We start from the raw sequence: 18,928 nt of genomic DNA on the forward strand, positions 1-18,928 counted from the left end.
GTGGCAGCTTGATGCGACAGGCCTGACCCTGTAGGTCGAGGCCAATGACATCCGACTACACCATTTCCGATTTGCGCCAGCAGGCCGACTTCTTCGACATCGTCGCCGATCGGATCTGGCAGGCGTGGTGGAAGCGCCATGGCGTGCCCGAGGCCTATATCGTCGAGCGGCTGCGCGAGAACATGCAGGGGACCGACCTGCCGGTCGCGCTGGTGGCCCATCGCAAATCCAACTTTCTGGGCATGGCGTCGCTGCTGGTGTCCGATCTCGACGAGCGCCCGCAATATACGCCCTGGGTGGCGGCGGTCTGGACCGAGCCAGATGTCCGCAAACAGGGCATCGCCCCGGCGCTGATCGAGCGGGCCTGCCTGGAGGCCTTCTCCCGGGGGCATGCCCGGGTCTATCTCTGCGCTGCCCCGCCCCGTCGGGCCTGGTACGAGAGCATCGGCTGGACCCCGATCGAGGACGGCGTCGGGGTGCTCAAACTGACGGTATTCGTCCGGGAGCGGCCGGAGGCCGTTTAGTCCCTTGACCTTCCGGGCCGGCCATGGTGATTTGCCCGCCATGAGCACCCCTGTCCGCAACAGCCGTCGTTGGTGGCGCACCTCCTGAAGAGGTGGTCGGTGCGATTTGCTTATTTTCAATCGTCGAAGGCCGCCATCGCAGTGCGACGGCCTTTGCTTGTTTGTTCTGTGTGGCGCCCCCTCCGGCATGTTTCCTAAGAGGACACCATGAACAGGACTGTGTTTTCGCTCCCCGCTGACAGCGCTTACAAGACCCGCGCGGGTCTCTCCGTGGCGCGTCATGTCGATTATTTCACCGGCGGCACCGCGCTGGACGATCTGATCGTCCGGCTCGACCAGCGCCGCGGCGTGGTGCTGTCGTCGGGTACCACGGTGCCCGGTCGCTATGAGAGCTTCGATCTCGGTTTTGCCGATCCGCCGTTGCTGCTGGAAACCACCGGGACGGATTTCACGCTAACGGCGCTGAACAAGCGTGGCCAGGTGTTGATCGCCTTCCTCGCCGACACGCTGCAGGATCCCTGTATCGCGCTCGACGGGCGGACGATGTCGAAGCTCAAGGGCCACATCATCCGCGGCGAGGCGCCGGTCGAGGAAGACCAGCGCACCCGCCGCGCCAGCGTGATGTCGCTGGTGCGCGACATGGTCGCGCAATTGTTCTCCTCAGACGATTCCATGCTCGGGCTCTATGGCGCCTTCGCCTATGACCTCGTGTTCCAGATGGAAGACCTGAAGCAGAAGCGCATGCGCGAGGCCGACCAGCGCGACATCGTGCTGTATCTGCCCGACACGCTGCTGGCCTATGACCGCGCCACCGGCCGCGGCGTGCTGATGTCCTATGATTTCACCTGGAAGGATCGCACGACCGAAGGCTTGCCGCGTGATACGCCCGACAGCGGCTACAACAAGGCACCGCGTCAGGGCTTTGCCGATCACGCACCCGGTGAATATCAGCGCACGGTGGAGAATGCCCGTGCCGCTTTTGCGCGTGGCGATCTGTTCGAGGCGGTGCCCGGTCAGTTGTTCGCCGAGCCCTGCGAGCGTTCGCCGGCGGAAGTGTTCCAGCGGCTCTGCGTCATCAATCCGTCGCCTTACGGCGCACTGATGAATCTCGGCGATGGCGAGTTTCTCGTCGCTGCCTCGCCCGAGATGTTCGTGCGCTCCGACGGTCGCCGCGTCGAGACCTGTCCGATCTCCGGCACCATCGCGCGCGGCGTCGATGCCATCGGCGATGCCGAGCAGATCCGACAGTTGCTGAATTCGGAGAAAGACGAATTCGAACTCAACATGTGCACCGACGTCGATCGTAACGATAAGGCGCGTGTCTGCGTGCCTGGCACGATCAAGGTGCTGGCGCGGCGGCAGATCGAGACCTACTCAAAACTGTTCCACACTGTCGATCATGTGGAAGGCATGCTGCGTCCCGGATTTGACGCGCTCGATGCGTTCCTGACCCATGCCTGGGCGGTGACGGTGACCGGTGCGCCGAAACTATGGGCGATGCAGTTCGTAGAAGATAACGAGCGCTCGTCGCGGCGTTGGTATGCCGGCGCGATTGGTGCCGTGTCATTCGATGGCGGCATCAATACCGGCATTACCATCCGTACCATCCGCATGAAGGATGGCCTCGCCGAAGTGCGCGTCGGCGCGACGCTGCTGTTCGATTCAGATCCCGTCGCCGAAGAGAAAGAATGTCAGACCAAGGCTGCAGCCCTGTTCCAGGCGCTGCGCGGCGATCCGCCGAAGCGGCTGTCGGCCTTCGCGCCGGATGCAACCGGTTCGGGCAAGAAGGTGCTGCTGATCGATCATGACGACAGTTTCGTGCATATGCTGGCGGATTATTTCCGTCAGGTCGGCGCGACCGTCAGCGTGGTTCGTCATGTCCATGCACAGACCGTCCTGAACCGCGAGAGTTTCGATCTGCTGGTGCTGTCGCCGGGGCCGGGACGTCCGGCCGATTTCGGCATCGGCAAGACGCTGGATACAGCAATGGAAAAGAAGCTGCCGGTGTTTGGCGTCTGCCTGGGCGTGCAGGCGATCGGCGAATATTTCGGCGGCGTGCTCGGCCAATTGGCGCAGCCGGCCCATGGCCGCCCGTCGCGTGTGCAGGTGCGGGGCGGGCGGTTAATGAACGGTCTGCCCAATGAGATCGTCATCGGCCGCTATCACTCGCTGTTCGTCGAGCAGGACAGCATGCCCGATGTGCTCACCGTGACGGCCTCGACCGAGGACGGTGTCGCCATGGCCATCGAACACAAGACGCTGCCGGTCGGCGGCGTGCAATTTCATCCGGAATCGCTGATGTCGCTTGGCGGCGAGGTCGGCTTACGTATCGTCGAAAACGCATTTCGGTTGGGGCAGCGCCCCAACTGATCTCCATCTGAAGAATCGAAAGACCCTGATGACACCCGAACTCGCGCACGATCTCAAAGCCTCCGTCCGCACCATTGTGGATTATCCGAAGCCGGGTATCCTGTTTCGCGACATCACCACATTGCTGGGTGATGCGCGCTCGTTCCGCCGCGCGGTGGATGAGCTGGTACAGCCATGGGCGGGGCTGAAGATCGACAAGGTTGCCGGCATGGAAGCGCGCGGCTTCATCATCGGCGGCGCAGTGGCGCATCAGTTGTCGGCCGGTTTCGTGCCGATCCGCAAGAAGGGCAAGCTCCCGCACACCACCGTGCGCATCGCTTACTCCCTTGAATACGGTATCGACGAGATGGAAGTGCATGCCGATGCCATCAAGCCCGGCGAGCGCGTGATCCTGGTGGATGATCTGATCGCCACCGGCGGCACGGCTGAAGGTGCGGTCAAACTGATGCGCCAGATCGGTGCTGAGGTGATGGCCGCCTGTTTCATCGTCGACCTGCCGGATCTCGGCGGCGCGGCCAAGCTGCGGGCGATGAATGTGCCGGTGCGGACGTTGATGACGTTCGACGGACATTGATTGCCCGTCACGACCCCTGCAGCAAAAGTCCCAGCTCGATTTCCCGAAAGCTGAAATAATTCTTCCTGATCCACTGATGTAGCTCGGTCGATGAATCCTGCTCCGAGCGCAAATAGCCGGTGAAGGAGAAATTCAGCCGGTCGATATAGGTCTTGAGGAACACCGGCAGCGCCGCGATGCGCAGCATGCGGCCCTGCGCCAGCGCCACCGGGATTTCGCCGCGCAGCACGTGTTCGTTGTCGATCACATAGAGCGAATTGCGGGTCAACTGCTGCTGCAGCATCTCGTAGCCGCGCAATGAGGCGCGGTCGCTGTCGCCCATGAAGAACACGATGGGCGCCACGCCGCGGCGTGCGGCTTCCTTGGCGAAACCGATCTCGCCGGTCATTTTGAAGAATTCATCGAAGGCGAAATAGCCGAGGTCGATCACCTTGGCGATGTCGTCATTGATGATGAGCCGGTCCATCAGCGACATCTTGCCGAACGTGTCATTGACGTCGGCGGTCTCGGTCAGTTTCGGCAGGAAATCCAGCAGCGACGGTTCTTTCAGGCTGACATCGAAGGCGGTGACGTCGCCGCGCTGCAGCTTCAGGAATTCGCACAACAGGCGCGCGACGAGGGTCTTGCCGACCATCGGTCGCGTCGAGCAGATGATATAAACGGGCGTGCGTCGCATCGGCGCAATATCAGGCGAATCCGACGCCGCTCCAATCGTTAAATGGACTTACTTCTCGCCGGGGCTGCGGGCGCCGGGCTTGTCGTGGACGATGTCGGTCAGCTTGATGCGGTCGAATTCGCTCCAGACGTTGGCCAGCCAGTGCCGGACATAGCCGCGCAGCACGAACGAATAGTTCGCGGTCTCGTCATGCGGTCCCTTGTTGGCGACGAATTTCAGGAACGGCACGCTGGAGACTTCGACCTGCTCATAGGCCATTTCGTTCAGCTTCGGGATGGTGATCTCGGTGGCGCCCTTGATGCGGTGGAAATAGGAGTTGTAGGTCGCCTGGTCCCATTCGAAGAAGCTGGTGTTGTTGATGAAGTTCTTCACCAGGAAATACTTGGCGCCGTCCATGAAGCCGGCGGTCTCGGCGATCTCGTCCAGGGAGGCGATCGACGGGCCGAGTATATGGAAAACGGCAAAGGTAATCTGGCCGGACTTGGCGGCATCGAGGAAGCCGATGTCACGCAGATCGGCCAGCGCCCGGGACAGCAGGCCTGCGCGGACGTCGATCACGGTCACCGAGGGGGATGCGCTGTTGAGCGTATCGAAGATCTTCATCTGGTCGGACGTGGTCGTCATGTCGACGATTTCGGTGATGTCCGAATGGAACCGCTTCAGCGTGCCGCGCGGCGCTTCGGTGTCGAAAGCGCGCGTCGGGACGTTGTTGGCGCTGAAATAGTCCAGAACCGTCCGCGAAACCGTGGTCTTGCCGACCCCACCCTTGTCCGCGCCGACGACAATCACTGCTGGCTTCGCCATGGAATTCCTTTGCCGCTTTCAACTGGAGCATCCGCGCGATGGAGATTCGCGCGCCGGAGAACACTACCCGATGCCTGCTTTGGGCGCGAACATGGCAGAAACAAGGGGGATTTCAATCGCTGAAAGATATGGCCCACGGAAATCATTGGGAAATTCTCAATATTTGGCTGCCGGCGTTGTTTCCCGCGTTACGGCCACCCGACCGGGCCTGCAGGTGCCGGGGTCCCCGGCGGCGCTCACCACACCGTGATTGATGCGACGCACAAAATAGATTGCAGCCTAATCGATAGGGTCCTATCTAATTTCCATGCCCCACTCCCAAGCGCATATCCAGGCCGAACTGGGCCTGCTGGTTGCGCGACTGGCACGGGTCTGGCGCCGCAAGGCTGACCAGACCCTGTCGGCGCATGGCCTGTCCGAAGCCACGGCCCATCCGCTGCTGATCCTGTCGCGGCCCGGACGGGAGAATGTGCGTCAGGGCGTGCTCGCCGACGAAATGGGGCTCGAAGGTCCATCGGTGGTCCGGCTGATCGATCTGCTGGCTGCCGAAGGGCTCGTCGAGCGCCGCGAGGACCCAACCGACCGCCGCGCCAAGGTTTTGCACCTGACCCCGCTTGGCGAAGCCAAGGCCGAAGAGATCAGGCGCGTCATGCGCCGGCTGCGCGGTGACCTGATGAAGGGCATCGCGCCGGATGAACTCGCTATTGCCTTCGATGTGCTCGGACGGATCGAGCAATCGGCCAATCGCCTGTATGAGGCCGCCGAGGAGGCGGACGCGTTGCCATGATCTCCGCTGCTGCCCAACCGCCGTTTCTTGTCCGTCACGCCGATATTATCTTCTCCGTGAAAACCTTCATCGCCGGCATGATGGCGCTGCTGATCGGCTTCGCGATGGATCTGCCGCGGCCCTACTGGGCGCTGGCCACGGTCTATATCGCCTCGCAGCCGCTGGCCGGCGCGACGCGTTCGAAGGCGCTGTTTCGCGTCATCGGCACGCTGGTTGGGGCTTCGGCCAGCGTGGTGCTGGTGCCGAACTTGGTCAATTCGCCGGAACTGCTGAGTCTCGCCATCGCGCTGTGGGTCGGTCTCTGTCTTTATGTGTCGCTGCTGGACAGGACGCCGCGCGGCTACATGTTCATGCTGGCAGGCTATACCTGCGCGCTGATCAGCTTTCCCTCGGTCAACGAACCCGCAGCCATCTTCGATACGGCGGTGGCGCGCAGCGAGGAGATCATTGTCGGCATTCTCTGCGCGACGCTGGTATCCACGATCCTGCTGCCGCGCAGCGTCGGCCCCGCGGTTGCAGCGCGGGTCGATAGCTGGCTTGCCGGAGCGCGCAAGCTGACGCAGGACATGCTGGCCGGCCGCAGTGCCGATCCGGCCACGCGCGATCTGCGCCTCAAGCTCGCCGCCGATGCCGTCGATATCGATACGCTCGCCGATCATCTGGCCTATGATCGGCTCGGCGGACGCGAGACCGCGCACTGGATGCGTGCCCTGCGCACGCGCATGCTGACATTCCTGCCGCTGCTGTCATCCATGGGCGATCGCATCGACGCGCTGGGCGAAGACGCGCGGACGACCTCACCGCAATTGATGGCGCTGATCGTCGACGTCTCCGCCTGGATTGCTGACAACAGCACCGACCGTGAACCCGCCGAGCGGCTGCGCAGCATGATCGCCGCGCAGCAGCCGAAGCTGAGCGCGTCGTCGTCATGGACCGAAATCATGATCGCCAGTCTGCTGATGCGGATGCGCGAGCTCGTCGATATCTCAGCGGATTGCCGGGTCCTCAATCAGGCGATTGCCGAGGGCGGCCGTCCGCCGGGCGCGAAACTCGCCTTTCAGGCCGAAGCCGGTGTGGCCCCGGTGCGGCATGTGGATCACGGCATGGCGCTATGGTCCGCAGCAGGCGTATTCGTGACCATCCTCGTCTGCTGCGCGTTCTGGATCGCCACCGGCTGGACCGATGGCGCGACAGCACCGACTATGGCGGCCGTCGGCTGCTCGTTCTTCGCCAGCATGGATGATCCCGCGGTGGGGTTGCGCGGCTTTGCCAAATGGACGCTGGCCGCGATGGTGATCATCGCGCTCTATCTGTTCGCGATCCTGCCGGCCATCACCGATGTCGAAGTGCTGGTCGCCGTGCTGGCGCCGCCGTTCCTGCTGTTCGGTTACCTGATCGCACGCCCCGCCACCTTCTTCATCGGCATGCTGCTGGCGGCGAATACCGCGACGCTGATGGCGTTGCAGACGACCTACAATGCCGACTTCGCGAGTTTCGCTAATTCCAGCGTGGCCTTCTTCGTCGGCACCGAACTGTCCGTCATTTCGATCCAGTTGATCCGCTCGGTCGGCTCCGAATGGAGCGTGAAGCGGCTGATGCGGCGCGGCTGGATCGCCATCGCGCAGGCTGCCGAACAGCGCGGCAACCGTGATCGCGCCGCCTTTGCCGGGTTGATGCTGAATCGCATCGGTCTGCTGGCGCCGCGGCTGACGGCGCTGAAAGACTCAGAACTGCGCATGGTCGATAATCTGCGCGAGCTGCGGGTCGGGTTAAACATCGTCGATCTGCGTCGCGCCCGCCATCATCTGTCGCTGCCGACGCTCAGAGCGATGGACGCGATGCTGGATGAGCTTGCCGTGAGTTTCCGCAGCTATAAAGGCGACGAGATGCCTGAGCCGCTGCTGGCCAAGGTCGATCACGCGCTGGCGGAAGCCATAAGCGAGCGCGGGGCTGGGCGCGCGGATGCTCTGATCGGCCTCGTCGGCATTCGCCGCGGTCTGTTTCCGACAGCACCCGCCTATCTGCCCGAACAGGGCCTTCTCGCCGGGAGTGTGGCGGCATGAGATATGAAATCGATCTGTTCGGTGTGCTGTTGCCATCGCTGATGCTGTGGCTGGTCATCACTTACGCCATCGGCGCACTGCTGCGCCCCTTGATCGAACGCTCCGGCCTCTATCGCTATGTCTGGCACCGCGCGCTGTTCGATCTTGCTCTGTATGTCTGCCTCCTGGGCGGCGTGGTCTATCTGTCTTCCGGATTGCTGTCATGAAAAATGCTGTGAGTTTCGTTCGTCGTTTCGCCGTCACCGCTTTGGCTGTCATCGCCGCGCTTGCCGTGGGGCGCTATCTCTGGGTCTATTATATGGATGCACCATGGACACGTGACGGCCGCGTCCGCGCCGATGTGGTCACCGTGGCGCCGGATGTGTCCGGTTTCGTTACCGAGATTCTGGTGCGTGATAATCAGAAGGTGACGAGCGGCGATGTCATCATGCGGATTGACCGCGCGCGTTTCGCGCTGGCGCTGCAGCAGGCCGAAGCCGTCGTCGCCGGCCGCAGGGCCAGCCTGGAGCAGGCCGAACTCGATCTCAAGCGTTACAAGGAGCTGACAACGGCTGCTGTCTCGCAGCAGAAGCAGGAACAGGTGCTGGCGACGCAACTCCTCGCCAAGGCGTCACTGGATCAGGCCGTCGCCGATCAGGCGGTGGCGCAGCTCAATCTCGATCGCAGCGAGGTTCACGCGCCGGTCTCGGGCGTGATCTCCAATATGGACCTGCGCCCCGGCACCTATGTCACTGCCGGCAAGGGCGTGATGGCATTGGTCGATACGTCGAGCCTGCATGTGGACGGCTATTTCGAGGAAACCAAGCTCTCGCGCATTCACGTAGGCGATCCCGTCCATATTCACTTGATGGGCGATGCCGCCAGGCTTACCGGCCATGTGGAGAGCGTCGCCGCCGGCATCGAGGATCGTGACCGTGCGGAGGGCAGCAATTTGCTGGCCAATGTGACGCCGACTTTCAGTTGGGTCCGTCTCGCCCAGCGCGTGCCGGTGCGCATCGCGCTCGACGCTGTTCCGGCAGGTGCGACGCTGGTCGCGGGCCGCACGGCGACCGTGGAGATTTTGCCGGGCAACGGGACGACGATTGCGAAGGTGAACTGACGCTTCAGGCGTCCGTATCCGGCATCGTATCCAGCAGCATCGTCTCAAATCGCGCACGGATCTCGCGGGGCGTGGCGCCGAAGCGCTTTTTGAAGGTGCGGTTGAAATAAGACAGGTCGCCGAAGCCGACCTCGAAAGCGATGGTGCTGACGGCGCGATCCCCGCGGTTGCCGTCGCGCAGCATATGGAAGGCGCGCTCGAGCCGACGCTCCAGCAGATAATCCGAGAATGTGCGGCCTTCGGCCTCGAACAGTTTCTGGAAGTAGCGCGCGGTGACGCCATGCGTCGTCGCAAGCCGTTCCAGCGACAGCGTCGGCTGGCTGAGGCTGGCCTCGATATCGGCCTTGAGGGACAAGAGACTGATGGTTGGCCGGTCCGGCCGCAATGCTGCGCGTCGCTCCGGCGCATCGGCTTCATCGATCATGGTGGCGACGAGGCCGTTCATATAATCGATGGCAAGACCGGTCAGCGCCGCCGAATTCATCGGCAGCAAGCCGCGCATCACCGCGGCGGCGTAATGGCCAAGCGCGATCAGCCCGCCATTGTCATGGGCGATGTGGCGCAATCCGGTATGGCCATTGCTGGGGAGTAGCAGGCAGTCGACGCGGCTCACATCATTCATGATGAAGGTGGTGGCGCGGCCGGGATCGAGAATGATCGCCTCGCGCGGCATGCATGTCTGGCGCTGGCCATCCTGCTGGACGATCACCACGCCGTCGGACGGCCGCAGCACCAGGATGTCCTGCGGCGAGTCGTTGCCGGTCGTGGCGCTATCGTCGTCGGGCATGGTCCAGAGCGGCGCGGGATCGAAACACGACATCAGTCCGAGATGCGGCTGCATCCGCAGGATCGCCTTTGACTGGAACGGCGCTGCGCGAAACGATCCCAGCGAATTGCGCTGCACGGTCTTCCACGGCAGGCGGCTCTCAAGCGGCTTGCGCAGGGTGTCATCGATATCGTCGGCAACCAGCCAGAGCGGGACGAGAGGGCAATCGGGAGCGGCATCGACGCAGGATGGAGACCGCGACTGATGCGCGTTTGCCACAGCATCGAATCCAAACCGCTTCGTTCGCTCCAGTCCGACTATCAATTCACCGAGTCCAAGTCATGCCATGGGCTGTGCCGTATCGCTGTGACGATAGACGGAATGCACAGGCGTAAGAAGAGTAAAGCCGCGGCCGGAATTTACATTGATTCCAAACTGCTGCGGCCTCGGTCGAATTGACCGGCTCGACCTCTCCAGTGCTTCGTCGCCACGAACATACGGAAGACTCCGAGCTCATGCGTTACAGCCAGTTCCTCCTCATCCCCGCCGTCGGGCTCATGTCGTCGCAGGCCGTTGCGCAGCAGAGCGCGGGCGTCACGCTTGACGAGATCACGGTGACCGCCGCGCGTGCCCAGCGCTCGATTTCGGATATTCCGCAGACCGTGCAGGTGGTCGATCAGAAGGAGATTGACGAGCAGCTCAAGCAGAGCGGCAGCGCATCGGCGCTGCTGGCAAAATTGCTGCCGGGCTTCTCGGTGTCGAACCAGACCATCTCCGGCGCTTCCGAAAGCTATCGCGGCCGCGACCTTCTGGTGCTGATGGACGGCGTGCCGCTGACGACGCCGCTCCGCGACGTCTCGCGCGTCCTGTCGCTGATCGATCTGAATTCCGTCGAGCGCATCGAACTGGTCGCCGGTGCATCGAGCCTGTATGGCGCCGGCGCGACGGGCGGTACGGTGAATTTCGTTACCAAGAAAGCGCAGCCGGGCGGTCCGCGCGTCAGCGTCAATACGGCGCTGCGCACCTTCACTGCCGATCCCGGCGGTTCGCTGGCACCGGAGCTGTCGGCGACGGTCAGTGGCAAGGGCACGAATGGCATCGACTATGTATTCGTCGGCAGCGGCCGCGGCGCGCAGAAGACCTATGACGGCGCGGGCCGCGAGCTGCCATCGGACGCCATGCTCGGGCAGGGAGGTGGTGATCGTCTCGCCAGCGGCAATTTCCTGGGCAAGATCGGTTACGATTTCGATGGCGGCAAGCGCATCGAAGCCTCGATCAGCCAGTTCTATCTCGACCAGACGCCGAAATACCTCACCGACTATTCCGGCGCCTATGCGAAGCCGGATTTCACCAAGCCCTATACCGGGCAGAGCGTGCTGGAAGATTCGCGCTCGTTCCAATTGCGCTACAGCGATACCGACTTCGTGCTTGGCAATCTCAGCGTGGTCGGCTTCTACAATGATATCAAGAAGCGCTTCAACTATTCGGAATTTTCCTATCCCTATAACTCGCTGGTCTATTATTCCGGCAACCCGCTGAGCCCGACCAGCCCGGCCAACCAGACCACGCTGTATTCCGAGCGCGGTGGCGTCAATCTGACGATCGATACGCCGCTCGACCGCATCTGGAACGGGGCCAAGGTGACCTGGGGCACCGACGTCGTTCATGACAAGACATGGCAGACGCTGACCGATGGCCGCGATGTGTTCACGCCGTTGACCCAGGTGACGACCGCCGGATTTGCATTGGTACAAGTCCCGATCACCGATCGGCTGACCGCGCGGGGCGGCGTTCGCTACGAGCATTTCGATCTCAGCGTCGACGATTTCCTGCGTCCGGCCGCCTATGCCGCGATCTCGCCCGTGACGCGCTTCGTTCTGCCGGCGCTCAATGTTATCGGCGGCCAGTACGAATATGCCTCGCCGACCTACAATCTCGGCGCGACCTTCAAGCTCAACAACAAGATCGATCTGTTCGGCGGTTTCTCGCAGGGCTATGCGCTGCCCGATGTCGGCGCCTATACGCGCCGCGCCGGCCTGTCATCCACGGCCTTTGCCTGTCCGGTGGCGACGCCGAACTGCCTGCCGCTGGCGCGCCAGACCATCTCCTTCACCTCGATCGCGCCGGAAGCCCAGATCGTCAATAACTATGAAATCGGCGTCCGCGGCGGCGACGGCCCCTACAAGGGCAGCATCACCGGTTTTGTCAGCACCTCCGAGAAGGGCGTGACGTTCGATCCGGTCACCAACCTGATCTCGCAGCAGAAGGAAATGATCTACGGCGTCGAATATATCGGCGAGATGGCGATCAGCCGGAATTTCACGCTGGGTACCACGATCGGCTACAAGGAAGGCCGCTACGACACCAACAAGGATGGCGTGCTCGACTCGTGGCTGCCCAACAACCGGATCGGCAGTCCGGTGCGCGGTCTGATCTTCGGCGACTATCGCTTCGACAACGGCATCAAGCTGCGCATTGAAGGCGAGGGCTATGCCAGCCGCAACCGCGGCATCAACCTGACCAATACGGTCTATCCCATCGAGGGTGGTTTCACGATGAATGCCGCGCTGAGCGGGCCGGTCTATGGCGGCGAGGCCTATGCAGCCGTCAACAACCTGTTCGATACGGAGCTGCAGAACCCGACAGCAACCTCGGTGCGCAACCTGCCGGTCTATTCCTGGGGCCGCACCGTGACGGTCGGCTATCGCAAGACATTCTAGGGCGTGATCCCGAAAAGTGGTCGCCGGTTTTCGGATCAGATCACGCTCAAACGAGACAAACCTTCCAAGGCCACTTCCCAGGGAGTTTTAATTGCCATCATGGTGGATCTGGAGATTGATGGGAGCCTGCTGACGCTACGGTTCCTGCCGCCTTACGCGGAGACGGACGAGCGCGATTATCTGGCCGCGTTGGCCCGGGTCGGCGAGCATGATGCGCCATTCGAACTTCTGACCGTGTTCGGGGGCGGCGGGAAACTGTCCGTCGCCGGCGAGCGGGAGCAGGCGCTGTGGTTCAAGGCGACGCGCGGCCATATCTCCGCGCGCTGCCGTGCCGTGGCGATTGTACGCCCGGGCGCCAACAAGAAGATGGAAGAGACGTTTCGGAAGCTCTGGCCGATGCCGCTGGTGGCGCTCGAGGACGAGATCGCCGCGCGCGCCTTTCTCGCCGAACATCGCGGCCTCGCATGAGCACCGCGGAGCTTAACGCATCTGCGCCGGTCACCGTCATGGGACGCAAGCGGCTGTTCGTCGTGCTGGGCGGGCTGTATCTGGCACAGGCGATCCCGTCTTATCTGTTCGCAGCGGCTTTGCCACCGATCATGCGCGAGGCCGGCGTGTCGCGCAGCGAGATCGGCTATCTCAGTCTCTGGTTCCTGCCGCTGTTGCTGAAGTTCTTCTGGGCGCCCATCGTCGATCGCATCCGTCCCTTCGCGCGCGCGCATCGTGCCGGCTGGGTGATCGTGACCCAGACCGGCGTGATTATTAGCCTGCTGTGTCTGATCCCGCTTGGCGCAACCAATATCTGGGGCATCATCACGGTGGGCCTGTTCGGCTCATTGCTGATCTCGACACAGGACATCGCCACCGATGGCTACGCCGCGAAATATCTCGCGCCGGAGGATCGCGCCATCGGCAATGCTATCCAGGGCGGCTCGGTCGCGTTTGGTGTCGTGATCGGAGGCACGCTCGGGCTGGTGCTGTATGCGCAGATCGGCTGGACCGGTATGCTGCTGACCATCGCCGGCTTCTCGCTGATCCCGCTGTTTGCCGCCTTCGCCATGCGCGAGGACGAAGCCGACCAGATCGATCCGTCGAAGCCGCGGCCTTCGGTGATGGCCTTCCTGCGCCGCCGCGAGGTGCGCAACATTCTCTGGATCGCGCTGATCTACCGGATGAGCGAAGGCCTCGTGAAGGCGATGGAGGGCAGCTACCTCGTCGATGCCGGGGTGCCGCTCAAACAGATCGGTTATCTTTCCGGCGGCGCCGCGACGACGGCGGGCCTCGCGGGTGCCGCTGGCGCAGCATGGCTGTTGCAACGCTGCGGCACCGGCTGGACGCTGGGTCTGCTGGGCATTCTCCGCACCATCTGCTTTGCGCTGTTCACGGCGCATGCGCTGGGTGTCGTGACCGGCATCTGGCCGATTTTCGGCGCGGCCGGATTCCAGACCTTGATCCGCTACATGGAGATCGTTGCGCTCTACAGCCTGTTTATGGCGGCGGCATCGAAGGATCAGCCGGGCACCGACTTCACGATTCTGGCCTGTGCCCAACTGATCATCTATTTCATCGGCTCGATGCTGTCGGGCCGCATTGCCGATCTGCTCGGCTATGGGACGCTGTTCAGCGTCGCTACAGTGTTGTCGCTGATCGCGGCGATCGCCACGATGCGCATTCTCGCTGCGCAACCGCCCGCTAGTTCGACGCCGGCGCAGCCTGCGTGAAGCTGCGGTCGACGGCCTTGCTGGCATCGACCTGCTTCGACAGGATTCCGTAGCGCGTGGCGCGGTCGGAGGCTTCCTGGAACTCCTTCACCACGCCATCGTCAATGGCGATCGGCCGTGTGTCCTGCGCCTTGTAGGCGCGCGCCAGCACGTCTTCCGGCAGCTTTGTCAATTCGGCGGTGTTTTTGGCATATTCATTGACATGCTCGCGCGACCAGGTGCGGGCCTTGTTGAGCCGCTGCAACAGGTCGGCGACGGCCTCGCGCTTGGTGGCAATCGCCTGTTCGGAAGCGACGATAAAGGTCAGGGTCGGGGTCAGGCCCGTGCCATCGGCAACCACCCGCGCATTGTCCTTGAGCACGGCATAGGAGATGTACGGCTCCCACACGGCCCAGCCGTCGATCGAACCGGCGAGAAGTGCAATCTTGGCATCGACGGGACCGAGCGGCGCGAAAGTTGCGTCGCTGGTCTTGTAACCGGCTTTCTCCAGCGTCGCCTCAATCAGGAACTGGCCCCAGCCGCCGCGTGTGCCTGCGAGGCGCTTGCCCTTGAGGTCGGCAGCGGTCTTGATCGGTGAATCGTTGCGCACCAGGATCGCCTGTGTGTCCGCATTGGAGCGTGTGCCGCCGATCGCCTTGATCGGTGCGCCGTTGGCATAGACCGTGAGGAACGAGAGGTCGCCGGTGTAACCGACATCGAGTGCGCCGGCATTGATGGCTTCGAGGATCGGCGCCGCCGCAGGGAATTCCGACCACTGGATCTTGTAGGGCAAGTCCTTCGCCAAGCCGGAGATCTCCAGCAGCGAGCGGTTGCCGCCCTTCTGGTCGCCGACGCGCAGCGTGATCTGGTCTGCCGCGAAAGCGGAGGTGGCGAGCGTTGCGCTGAAGGCTGTGGCGATGAGCGTTGATAGCAAACGGCGTGTAGGGGAGGCGGTGGTCATGGTCACTTTCTCTGATGCAATGGCGAGCATCAAAGCTACGTCCGACACGGATTCAGTCAATGAAATGGCTGACTGAATATCATCGAGCGAAAGCAACGAATGTAGCGTTGCTGGAAATGGCGTGGAAGTTTTGCGCTTTCAGAAAATCTGATGTGTTTGGGCCCACCGTCAACCTGCGTGCGTATTCCCGCCCAACTCTGCCGCCTTTCCGCCAGAATTCCCTTCCGCGGCGCATTTGGTGCGCCGCAGAATAGCCACGAGCGTCAGCCGAAATAGGGAATGGATTACTCCGAACAGACAAAAACCCTGGCGCTATTTCGCAATCGGGCCGTTTGGAGCGCGACGGATTTGGAAGTCGCCCGGCATTCGGGCCGGGAGCATTTCAAAGTGGGTTGTGTGCTTCAATTGATTTCGTCGCTGACCGTGGGCGGGTCCGAGCGACTGCTGATCAATTTCGCTGCCAGTTGCACGCCGGGAGAGGACATTCCGCAGGTTTTCGTTGTCATCAACGACTTTTTCCATCCCGACCTTGCTGCCGAGCTCTCAGCGACAGGTCATCCGGTCTACTTCCTCAAGCGTCCACCCGGGAACCGCAATCCACGTGTCATTCTAAGTTTACTCAACATCATCCGCCGTCACGATATTCGTATCATCCATGCGCATGACAGCGGCGCCAAGCACTTCGCCATGTTGAGTAAACTGTATCGTCCGATGAGCGTCGGCTACACGATTCACAATACCGGCCTCGTCAACGGGTGGGACCGCGTGAAGCTTCGGCTGCATCAGCGGTTCGTCGATTGGAACATCGCGATCTCTGCTGCGGTCGAGCGTGAATGTGAAGCTGTCAAACTGAAGCGCCTGTTCAAGGTGCATAACGGCATCCCGCTCGCGACATTCGATAGAGTGGCGCGGCAACGTCGCTTCGGCTCGCCGCTGCGGCTGATCAATGTCGCCCGCATCTATCCCAAGCAGAAGGGGCAGGACATCCTGATCAAGGCGGTCAGTCTCTGCGCGGCACGCGGGCTCGACATTCGCTGCGATTTTGTCGGCAGCCCGCCAGCGGGCGACGAGTCGACCCTCCTGAGTTTGAAGGCACAGGCGATCGCCGAAAATGTCGCCGATCGTATTCGCTTTCTGTGTGGGCGCACCGATGTGTGCCGTCCGCTGGACGAGGCCGATATCTTCGTCCTGCCATCGCGTTTCGAAGGTTTCGGACTGGTGCTGCTCGAAGCCATGGCGGTCGGCCTGCCTGTCATCGCCGCGGATGTCGATGGCCCGGCCGAACTGCTGGTGGATGGCTCGAACGGTATCAAATTCAAGGTCGGATCCGCCGAGGATCTCGCCGACAAGATCGCGGCGCTTGCGGCGCAGCCTGAGCTTGCTGCGAAGATCGCAAGGACGGCGAAGGATTTCGTCACCGAATTCGATATCGCCAATATGCGCGACCAGTATTTCGGCATCTATGGGCTGATGATGAAGGCGAGCTAGCCTGATGTCTTGCGTGCGCGCTTGCCGGTGGCAGCGAGTTTGTCAGCAAGAAATTCCAGCAGCACTTCGACACGGGCAGGGCGGGGACCGCCCGGTGGCGTGACGAGGTAGACACCGCTCGACGATTGCGACCAGTCCTGCAACACGGCTTCCAGCGCGCCGCTCGCCAATGCATCACCGACGATGAAATCCGGCAAGTCGCTGATCCCCAATCCGGCGATCAGCGCAGGCAGCAGCGCCTCGCCATTGTTGACGCGGAGCGGCCCCGCCGGCCGAACGCTGGCCTGTTCGCCGGCCGCATTGGTGAAGTGCCAGACGCCGGGGGTCGAGAGATAGGTGTAGCCAAAGCATTTGTGGTCGGCGAGATGCATGGGGTGCGTCGGCCGGCCGTATTTCGCAAAATAGGACGGTGCCGCCACGATGTGGCGCTTCACCGGGCAGAGCCGCCGCGCGATCAGCGATGAGTCCGGCAGCGTGGCGATGCGGATTGCAGCATCGAAACCTTCGCCGATCAGATCGACGGTGGCGTCGCTGAGGCTGAGGTCGATGGAGACTTCCGGATATTTGGCGAGGAACTCCGGCAGCAGATGCGCCACCGTATTGGTGCCGTAGGTCATCGGCACGGCCAGCCGTACCAGCCCGCGCGGTGTCGCCGACTGCGCCAGCGCCTCGTTCTCGAGCGCTTCGCCGTCCGCCAGCAATTGCGCGGCCTTCACCGCCAGCGTCTTGCCGGAGTCGGTCAGCGCCAGCCGCCGTGAGGTCCGGTTGAACAGCCGTGCGCCCAAGCGATCCTCGAGCCGACCGACCGCCTTGGAGACGGTGGCCTTGGACAGGGTCAGCTCGGTCGCCGCCGCCGCAAAGGACCGCAGTTCGACCACCTTGGCGAAAATCGCCAGCGCCTCGAAGTCGGGAAGTTTTGGCATCTCAAAATCCGAAACGATGAGTTTCCATCATTTCTATTTATGCGCCATCTGCGCGGGCATATCCAGATGCCCAGGATGCAAATGCATCAAACGACGGAGATTTCGTCATGATCGACCTCAGACCTTTCGACAAACTCGGCGGTGCCGACCACGGCTGGCTCAAGGCTAAGCATCACTTCTCATTCGGCAGCCACTACGACCCCGAGAATATGGGCCACGGCAGCTTGCGTGTCTGGAACGACGACGAGATCGCGCCGAACACCGGCTTCCCCGCGCATCCGCATTCCAACATGGAAATCATCACCTATGTCCGCGAGGGCGCGATCACGCATCAGGACAGTCTGGGCAACACGGGCCGCACCGAGGCCGGCGACGTTCAGGTGATGAGTGCGGGCTCGGGCATCCGGCACTCCGAATACAATCTGGAGGCATCGACCACGCGGATCTTCCAGATCTGGATCGAGCCCACACAAACGGGCGGCCAGCCTTGCTGGGGCGCCAAGCCGTTCCCGAAGGCCGATCGCTCCGGCCAGTTCGTCACCATTGCCAGCGGCTTCAAGGACGACGCCGGGGCACTGCCTATCCGGGCTGACGCCCGCGTGCTGGCAACGACGCTGAAGGCCGGTGAGACCGCGCAATATCCGCTGGGTAGCTCGCGCAATGGCTACCTCGTGCCGGCAGCCGGCGCGATTGAGATCAATGGCATTCGCGTCAATGCCCGCGACGGCGTCGCCATCCGTGATGAAGCCAACGTCACGATCACCGCGCTGGAAGATTCCGAACTCGTTCTGGTGGACGCGGCCTGACGGCGCCCACCAATCATCAACCCGACCTATTCATCCCAATCCAACGGAGACTGACCATGACCAAAGTACTCGTTCTGTATTATTCCGCTTACGGCCATATCGAAGCGATGGCCAATGCCGTTGCCGAAGGCGCCCGCGAAGCCGGCGCCACTGTCGATATCAAGCGCGTGCCTGAACTGGTGCCTGCCGAGGTCGCCAAGGCGTCCTACTACAAGATGGACCAGGCTGCCCCGATCGCGATCATCGACGATCTCGCCAATTACGACGCGATCATCGTCGGCACCGGCACCCGCTTCGGCCGCATGTCCTCGCAGATGGCCAACTTCCTCGATCAGGCCGGTGGCCTGTGGATGAAGGGCGCGCTGCATGGCAAGGTCGGCGGTGCCTTCACCGCGACCGCGACCCAGCACGGTGGCCAGGAAACCACGCTGTTCTCGATCATCACCAACCTGCTGCATTTCGGCATGACCATCGTCGGCCTCAATTACGGCTTCCAGGGCCAGATGAAGCTCGATGAAGTCACCGGCGGCTCGCCCTATGGTGCCACCACCCTGACCGGTGGCGACGGCAGCCGCCAGCCTTCGGCCAACGAACTGGCCGGTGCCCGTTATCAGGGCAAGGTCATCGCCGAGACGGCCAAGAAACTTCACGGCTAAGCTGCGTGGCT

The 18,928-nt window shown here is 62.5% G+C and carries 18 protein-coding genes; 13 read left to right on the plus strand and 5 right to left on the minus strand.

All coding sequences use genetic code 11. From position 1 onward, the window contains the following. Window positions 1-44 precede the first annotated feature (44 nt). From AB7783_RS27720 to AB7783_RS27730, 3 genes are all read left to right on the plus strand, one after another. Entirely contained in the window at window positions 45-524 is a 480-nt protein-coding gene (locus tag AB7783_RS27720) for a GNAT family N-acetyltransferase (protein ID WP_441279387.1), read from the plus strand. A 207-nt stretch (window positions 525-731) separates the two neighbouring features. After that, window positions 732-2,894: an anthranilate synthase component I gene (locus tag AB7783_RS27725; protein ID WP_441279388.1), complete on the plus strand. Its 2,163-nt coding sequence runs from the start codon at window positions 732-734 to the stop codon at window positions 2,892-2,894. A 28-nt stretch (window positions 2,895-2,922) separates the two neighbouring features. Further along, the gene (locus AB7783_RS27730) at window positions 2,923-3,468 is read left to right on the plus strand and encodes an adenine phosphoribosyltransferase (protein ID WP_441279389.1); all 546 of its coding nucleotides are present in this window, start codon (window positions 2,923-2,925) and stop codon (window positions 3,466-3,468) included. 7 nt (window positions 3,469-3,475) lie between these two features. Here AB7783_RS27730 and AB7783_RS27735 read toward each other — a convergent pair whose 3' ends face one another. Continuing rightward, window positions 3,476-4,144: a hypothetical protein gene (locus tag AB7783_RS27735; protein WP_441279390.1), complete on the minus strand. Its 669-nt coding sequence runs from the start codon at window positions 4,142-4,144 to the stop codon at window positions 3,476-3,478. Window positions 4,145-4,192: 48 nt separating this feature from the next. After that, window positions 4,193-4,948, minus strand: a complete 756-nt coding sequence (locus AB7783_RS27740; RefSeq protein WP_089262507.1) for a hypothetical protein — start codon at window positions 4,946-4,948, stop codon at window positions 4,193-4,195. Between the two features lie 307 nt (window positions 4,949-5,255). On the opposite strand from AB7783_RS27740, the gene AB7783_RS27745 reads away from it, so the two are divergent. The 4 genes from AB7783_RS27745 to AB7783_RS27760 are packed head-to-tail and all read left to right on the plus strand — an operon-like array spanning window position 5,256 to window position 8,897. Beyond that, window positions 5,256-5,735: a MarR family winged helix-turn-helix transcriptional regulator gene (locus AB7783_RS27745; RefSeq protein ID WP_441279391.1), complete on the plus strand. Its 480-nt coding sequence runs from the start codon at window positions 5,256-5,258 to the stop codon at window positions 5,733-5,735. Further along, window positions 5,732-7,798 carry an FUSC family protein gene (locus AB7783_RS27750; RefSeq protein WP_441279392.1) on the plus strand — a complete coding sequence of 689 codons (2,067 nt, stop codon included), beginning with the start codon at window positions 5,732-5,734 and terminating at the stop codon, window positions 7,796-7,798. The genes AB7783_RS27745 and AB7783_RS27750 overlap by 4 nt, the downstream gene beginning before the upstream one ends. After that, window positions 7,795-8,004: a DUF1656 domain-containing protein gene (locus AB7783_RS27755; protein ID WP_068733131.1), complete on the plus strand. Its 210-nt coding sequence runs from the start codon at window positions 7,795-7,797 to the stop codon at window positions 8,002-8,004. Before AB7783_RS27750 ends, AB7783_RS27755 begins: the two co-directional genes overlap by 4 nt. Further along, window positions 8,001-8,897, plus strand: a complete 897-nt coding sequence (locus tag AB7783_RS27760) for an efflux RND transporter periplasmic adaptor subunit (RefSeq protein ID WP_441279393.1) — start codon at window positions 8,001-8,003, stop codon at window positions 8,895-8,897. The genes AB7783_RS27755 and AB7783_RS27760 overlap by 4 nt, the downstream gene beginning before the upstream one ends. Before the next feature lie 4 nt (window positions 8,898-8,901). Here AB7783_RS27760 and AB7783_RS27765 read toward each other — a convergent pair whose 3' ends face one another. Next, window positions 8,902-9,942 carry a helix-turn-helix transcriptional regulator gene (locus tag AB7783_RS27765; protein ID WP_231078136.1) on the minus strand — a complete coding sequence of 347 codons (1,041 nt, stop codon included), beginning with the start codon at window positions 9,940-9,942 and terminating at the stop codon, window positions 8,902-8,904. Window positions 9,943-10,178: 236 nt separating this feature from the next. Between AB7783_RS27765 and AB7783_RS27770 the strand changes: the two genes are divergently transcribed. The 3 genes from AB7783_RS27770 (at window position 10,179) to AB7783_RS27780 (ending at window position 14,104) form a co-directional block, all read left to right on the plus strand. Further along, a complete protein-coding gene (locus AB7783_RS27770) occupies window positions 10,179-12,383 on the plus strand; it encodes a TonB-dependent receptor (protein WP_441279394.1) in 2,205 nt (734 codons plus the stop codon). Window positions 12,384-12,482: 99 nt separating this feature from the next. Further along, window positions 12,483-12,851 (plus strand): hypothetical protein, encoded by a 369-nt coding sequence (locus AB7783_RS27775; RefSeq protein WP_231078134.1) that lies wholly within the window; start codon window positions 12,483-12,485, stop codon window positions 12,849-12,851. Continuing rightward, window positions 12,848-14,104, plus strand: coding sequence for an MFS transporter (locus AB7783_RS27780; protein WP_441279395.1), 1,257 nt, complete (start codon window positions 12,848-12,850; stop codon window positions 14,102-14,104). The genes AB7783_RS27775 and AB7783_RS27780 overlap by 4 nt, the downstream gene beginning before the upstream one ends. Here AB7783_RS27780 and AB7783_RS27785 read toward each other — a convergent pair. After that, window positions 14,076-15,044 carry an ABC transporter substrate-binding protein gene (locus AB7783_RS27785; RefSeq protein ID WP_309947698.1) on the minus strand — a complete coding sequence of 323 codons (969 nt, stop codon included), beginning with the start codon at window positions 15,042-15,044 and terminating at the stop codon, window positions 14,076-14,078. The genes AB7783_RS27780 and AB7783_RS27785 overlap by 29 nt on opposite strands. Window positions 15,045-15,431: 387 nt before the next feature. Between AB7783_RS27785 and AB7783_RS27790 the strand changes: the two genes are divergently transcribed. Further along, the gene (locus AB7783_RS27790; protein ID WP_309947697.1) at window positions 15,432-16,532 is read left to right on the plus strand and encodes a glycosyltransferase family 4 protein; all 1,101 of its coding nucleotides are present in this window, start codon (window positions 15,432-15,434) and stop codon (window positions 16,530-16,532) included. Here the strand turns inward: AB7783_RS27790 and AB7783_RS27795 are convergent. Continuing rightward, window positions 16,529-17,455, minus strand: a complete 927-nt coding sequence (locus tag AB7783_RS27795) for a LysR family transcriptional regulator (protein ID WP_441252179.1) — start codon at window positions 17,453-17,455, stop codon at window positions 16,529-16,531. The genes AB7783_RS27790 and AB7783_RS27795 overlap by 4 nt on opposite strands. 107 nt (window positions 17,456-17,562) lie before the next feature. Between AB7783_RS27795 and AB7783_RS27800 the strand changes: the two genes are divergently transcribed. Both AB7783_RS27800 and wrbA read left to right on the plus strand, forming a co-directional pair. Further along, a complete protein-coding gene (locus AB7783_RS27800) occupies window positions 17,563-18,261 on the plus strand; it encodes a pirin family protein (protein ID WP_184513408.1) in 699 nt (232 codons plus the stop codon). A gap of 56 nt (window positions 18,262-18,317) precedes the next feature. Then, the gene (gene wrbA, locus AB7783_RS27805) at window positions 18,318-18,917 is read left to right on the plus strand and encodes an NAD(P)H:quinone oxidoreductase (RefSeq protein ID WP_441252180.1); all 600 of its coding nucleotides are present in this window, start codon (window positions 18,318-18,320) and stop codon (window positions 18,915-18,917) included. Window positions 18,918-18,928: the final 11 nt, after the last annotated feature.

Source organism: Tardiphaga sp. 172_B4_N1_3, from assembly GCF_052076035.1.
GTDB lineage: Bacteria > Pseudomonadota > Alphaproteobacteria > Rhizobiales > Xanthobacteraceae > Tardiphaga > Tardiphaga robiniae.

Bases quoted from the DNA above. Each gene is read 5' to 3' on its own strand.
- AB7783_RS27720 (WP_441279387.1), top strand. From the start codon at position 45: ATGACATCCGACTACACCATTTCCGATTTGCGCCAGCAGGCCGACTTC.
- AB7783_RS27725 (WP_441279388.1), top strand. From the start codon at position 732: ATGAACAGGACTGTGTTTTCGCTCCCCGCTGACAGCGCTTACAAGACC.
- AB7783_RS27730 (WP_441279389.1), top strand. From the start codon at position 2,923: ATGACACCCGAACTCGCGCACGATCTCAAAGCCTCCGTCCGCACCATT.
- AB7783_RS27735 (WP_441279390.1), bottom strand. From the start codon at position 4,144: ATGCGACGCACGCCCGTTTATATCATCTGCTCGACGCGACCGATGGTC.
- AB7783_RS27740 (WP_089262507.1), bottom strand. From the start codon at position 4,948: ATGGCGAAGCCAGCAGTGATTGTCGTCGGCGCGGACAAGGGTGGGGTC.
- AB7783_RS27745 (WP_441279391.1), top strand. From the start codon at position 5,256: ATGCCCCACTCCCAAGCGCATATCCAGGCCGAACTGGGCCTGCTGGTT.
- AB7783_RS27750 (WP_441279392.1), top strand. From the start codon at position 5,732: ATGATCTCCGCTGCTGCCCAACCGCCGTTTCTTGTCCGTCACGCCGAT.
- AB7783_RS27755 (WP_068733131.1), top strand. From the start codon at position 7,795: ATGAGATATGAAATCGATCTGTTCGGTGTGCTGTTGCCATCGCTGATG.
- AB7783_RS27760 (WP_441279393.1), top strand. From the start codon at position 8,001: ATGAAAAATGCTGTGAGTTTCGTTCGTCGTTTCGCCGTCACCGCTTTG.
- AB7783_RS27770 (WP_441279394.1), top strand. From the start codon at position 10,179: ATGCGTTACAGCCAGTTCCTCCTCATCCCCGCCGTCGGGCTCATGTCG.
- AB7783_RS27775 (WP_231078134.1), top strand. From the start codon at position 12,483: ATGGTGGATCTGGAGATTGATGGGAGCCTGCTGACGCTACGGTTCCTG.
- AB7783_RS27780 (WP_441279395.1), top strand. From the start codon at position 12,848: ATGAGCACCGCGGAGCTTAACGCATCTGCGCCGGTCACCGTCATGGGA.
- AB7783_RS27785 (WP_309947698.1), bottom strand. From the start codon at position 15,044: ATGACCACCGCCTCCCCTACACGCCGTTTGCTATCAACGCTCATCGCC.
- AB7783_RS27795 (WP_441252179.1), bottom strand. From the start codon at position 17,455: ATGCCAAAACTTCCCGACTTCGAGGCGCTGGCGATTTTCGCCAAGGTG.
- AB7783_RS27800 (WP_184513408.1), top strand. From the start codon at position 17,563: ATGATCGACCTCAGACCTTTCGACAAACTCGGCGGTGCCGACCACGGC.
- wrbA (WP_441252180.1), top strand. From the start codon at position 18,318: ATGACCAAAGTACTCGTTCTGTATTATTCCGCTTACGGCCATATCGAA.